Annotated in this window: 3 protein-coding genes; 1 reads left to right on the forward strand and 2 read right to left on the reverse strand. The window is 58.9% G+C overall.

Features of this window, described 5'->3' with window-relative positions; genetic code table 11:
* Nucleotides 1-252 precede the first annotated feature (252 nt).
* Entirely contained in the window at nt 253-810 is a 558-nt protein-coding gene (locus HP547_RS27785; protein WP_172229820.1) for a WYL domain-containing protein, read from the forward strand.
* A 41-nt stretch (nt 811-851) separates the two neighbouring features.
* Here the strand turns inward: HP547_RS27785 and HP547_RS27790 are convergent, their stop codons facing one another.
* Both HP547_RS27790 and HP547_RS27795 read right to left on the reverse strand, forming a co-directional pair.
* Nucleotides 852-1,193 carry a tryptophan synthase subunit beta gene (locus HP547_RS27790; protein WP_172229823.1) on the reverse strand — a complete coding sequence of 114 codons (342 nt, stop codon included), beginning with the start codon at nt 1,191-1,193 and terminating at the stop codon, nt 852-854.
* Nucleotides 1,194-1,493: 300 nt separating this feature from the next.
* Nucleotides 1,494-3,860 (reverse strand): type I secretion C-terminal target domain-containing protein (locus HP547_RS27795; RefSeq protein WP_172288654.1); only part of this gene is annotated, 2,367 nt, incomplete at its 5' end.

The raw sequence follows: 3,860 nt of genomic DNA on the forward strand, positions 1-3,860 counted from the left end.
CAGAAGGCGGGCAAGCAGCGAATGGATATTGCTGGCAGCAGACATGTTCATCCTCATTGAACGACGCACAACCCCAACCTTCGGCTGTGATGAGGCGTGATTCTGCGTGATGTCACGTCAAAACCTGTCGCGAACGATTCGGCACGAGGCAACCAAATGCGACTTCCTTGATCTGAGCAGGCTGTGGCCAATTGCCATGCCCCTCGCGTGCCGCCATCCTATTGCGGCAAGCCTAGACAAGGACGTTACATTTTGCCGTTCGCCACAACCCGCGCCACCCTCAGCCGTCAGTGGGCGCTGCTGCGCCAGCTGCCCAGCCGCTCCCCAGGCATTACCAGCGCCGAATTGGTATGGCGCCTGCGTGATGTGGGCTTCTCTGTCAGCAAGCGTACGGTCGAGCGAGACCTCAATGAGCTGTCGCTGATTTTTCCGCTGGAACGCAATGACAAGAGCATCCCGTTCGGCTGGCACTGGTCGGCCAGCGCGGTCGGCGAGTTGCGCAGCAATTTCGACTTGCTGACGTATCTGCGCGGTGATGCGTTGCAGCCAACCCAGGGTGAAGGGGTGGAGCTGGTGGCACGCATCAGCGATGCACTGGCGCGGCAGCTGCGGGATACGCCGCTGAGTGGCGACATGCAGTTGACGGCGCTGGAGCATGGGCATCGGTTGCGCGCCACGGTGAGCGACGGCTGGCCGTTGCGTTGGTGGCTGTTGAGCCATGGGGATGGGGTGGTGGTGGAGCAGCCTGGCCCGTTGCGGGAAGAGATTGGCAAGATCCTGAGCAATGCGGCGGCGCAGTACCTTAGTTGATGACCTGTACTGGCCCTCACCAGGATTGGCGGCGCCGAGAATCAGATCAAGCCGCCCTGCTCGTCTTCATCGATAAGGTTGTTGAGGCTGCTGAGCGCCTTTCGCGCCGTTGAACGGTTGAGCAATTTGGCCTGCGCACCGGCAGGCAGGTCGGTGATCTTGAATACGCCCTTGGCGGTCAGCACATCGATCAGGTCCTCGAGCACGCGGATCATGTCCAGGTCACTTTGCTTGAGCTGATTAAGGCTGTTTTCCACCACATCATCGGCAAACCATTCCTGGATATCGGCATGGTCGGCGGGGAGCATTTCGGTGAATTCGTCAAAAGCGGCTGCTTCTACTCGCTGCAACTGGCCGGTGGCGTCGCGTTGCACGTAGAACATGGCGGTGTCCCTCGTCACGTTGGTTCCTTGTTGGTAGACAGCAGCATAGGCAAAGATCGCCGGCCGCGCAGGGCCGGCGCCAGAGTATGCGCTGTCGGAAGAAGGCAGAAAAGAGCCTGCGTAGCGCCCGCCTGGCTGACGCGATCCATTGTAGGAGCGGCCTTGCGTCGCGAAAGGGCTGCGGAGCAGCCCCGGCGATTTCGGCTTTGATGCTGAAACCCTGGGGCCGCCTTGCGGCCCTTTCGCGACACAAGGCCGCTCCTACAGGGCCGCGCCTGTCAGGCGCGGCCAGTTACCGCATCAGTTGTCCTTGTTGTGGATGATGATGGTCGGGTCAGCACCGCTGATCAACGAGTTGATCGTGGTGTTGGACCAGTTCACACCTTCCAGCTTGATGGTCACGTCGGCGTTGGCAATGCCACCGTCGGCGTTGAGCTTGCCTTCGCTGCTGACCTGCAACGTCGTCGTGCCTTCCACCGTGGTGAGTTTCAGGTAGTTGTCGATAGTGCTGCCCTTCTCGCCTTGCAGCAGGTCGCTAAGATCGATCTTGTCTTTCTCGGCAACCTTGAAGTCCTTGATCACATCGTTACCGAAATCACCGGCCTTCCACACGAAGGTGTCGGCACCGCTGCCACCGATCAGGATGTCATTGCCCTGGCCCCCGATCAGGGTGTCATTGCCAGAACCACCGAGCAGGATGTCGTTACCCTTGCCACCGTCGAGCGTGTCATCACCACCTTGACCGAAGAGGATGTCGTTGCCATTGCCGCCCGACAGGAAGTCTTTGGCGTCATTGGCACCGGAGATATCAAATTCGTTGTAGTGCTCGGTGACGTACTGGTGAACGTTGCTGGTAGTAATGCTGCCGACATCAACATTGCTCTTTTGCGCGACATATTCCTGAAGGGCCTGGTAGCCCTCGCTGGCGATGCCGTTGAGGGTGATCAGGTCGCCGAAGATGATGTCGTTGCCGTTGCCACCATCGACAGTATCCGTGCCCGGCAAGGTTGCCTCGGAATGCCCGAGAATCGCGGCGGCGAGCTTGGATGGGTCGATATTGACTTGCGGTTTGCCAGCGGTGTCATAGGCCTTGAGATCGTTCAGGCTTATATCACTGTTGAGGCCGATCGCCACTACCTTGCTCAGACCCGTATCTTTATCGCCCAGCAGGGCAAAGCTTGCCGTTGACCCTGACGCCGCTTCTGCCCAGTTGTCCTTGGTGCCTTTGCCAGACCCGTCCAGGCTGGACAGCTCGTAAGTGCCATCACCCTGGGCATGAATGGTTCCGACCGTTCGAGTGGATTCAAGATACGTGGTGCCGAAGAAGGATCCATAAGTCAGTACTTTCAGAACGCCGCTACTGCTGATCTCGACCTTGTGAGTCGCATCGACCATAGCACTGTAGGTATCACCCACCTTGTACTTATTGACGTTTACAACGTCATCCAGGTACAGGCCATTGCTCCACAGACGAGGGTTGATGGACTCGCCGCTCTGATAGTAGGTCGGCTTGCCGTCGGTGATGAAGTAGGTCAGGTTCTCCGCGTTGGTATTACTGGTAGCGACGGTACTCTTGAAGAAGTTGGCCGCCGTCTTGAACGCATCCTCATAGTTGGTACCACCACCGCCGGTATCACCCACCATCGAGTTCAGGACCGCTTGAAGGTTCTTCAAGGCGTCGGGGTCGGCAAGGTTAACGGTGACGTTCTTGTTAACTTGGGTATCGAAGTCGAGCAGGAGGATATTCACCGTCCCGGAGATATCGGAGCCCAAGCTTGCTTTCAAGGTTTTGAACACAGCCGCCAATTGAGTCTTGGCTGCGGCGATCGAGTCGTCGCTCATGCTGCCAGAACTGTCTACCAGGAAGGCAATGTTGTAGTTCTTGCCCTGAACCACGTTCAAGCCACCCACGTCGGCGACGATGATGTCGTTGCCCTCGGTGCCGGTGAGCGTGTCGTTGCCCGAAGTGCCTACCGCCGCCTTGTAAGTCGCGCCGTAGACAGTCACCGGAATCTTGCCGGTAATGCTGTCGGAACCGCCCAGGCTTTCGGTCGCAGTCGAGGTGACCGTGATGTCGAACGAGCCTTTGTAGTACGAAGGCGGGGTAAGTGTCAGGCCGCTGAGCTTCCAGCCAGTCACGTCCACTGGCGTGCCACCAACCGTCACGGTATGGCCCGCGCCATCGCTCAGCACAGTACCTTTCGGAATACCGCTCAGGGTCACGTTAAGGGTTTCGGAGCCATCGGTATCGGTCAGGCCGGTGGAAATACCCACCAGTTTCACCGAACCACCTTCCGGCCCTTCGTTGAGTTTGTAGCCGTCGTAGTAGCTCTGGCCATTCACGGTGTGCAGGTCGGACACGCCCAGGCCGGCGTTGGCCATGGCGGTCACGTTCTGGTACATCTTGATGTTCGAGCTGCTCAGGTCCACGGCAGCACCCGAGCCTGACTGGATGTTCAGGTCGTAGCTGCCCGGGCCCGACTGGTTGGCATGGTAGACCTCGATCGGGTAGTAGCCGCTGGTGTTCGGGGTGAAGGTACCCGAAACCTGGCCACCAGCACCCCAGGTGGCCGTGACCACGGTCTTGCCGCCAATGGTGACCACGAAGCTGTCGTCGGCGCTGCCGCTGAAGGTATAGGTCTTGCCGGCTTCCAGATAGATAAGCCC

The organism is Pseudomonas sp. CM27 (genome assembly GCF_013179515.1).
Lineage (GTDB): Bacteria > Pseudomonadota > Gammaproteobacteria > Pseudomonadales > Pseudomonadaceae > Aquipseudomonas.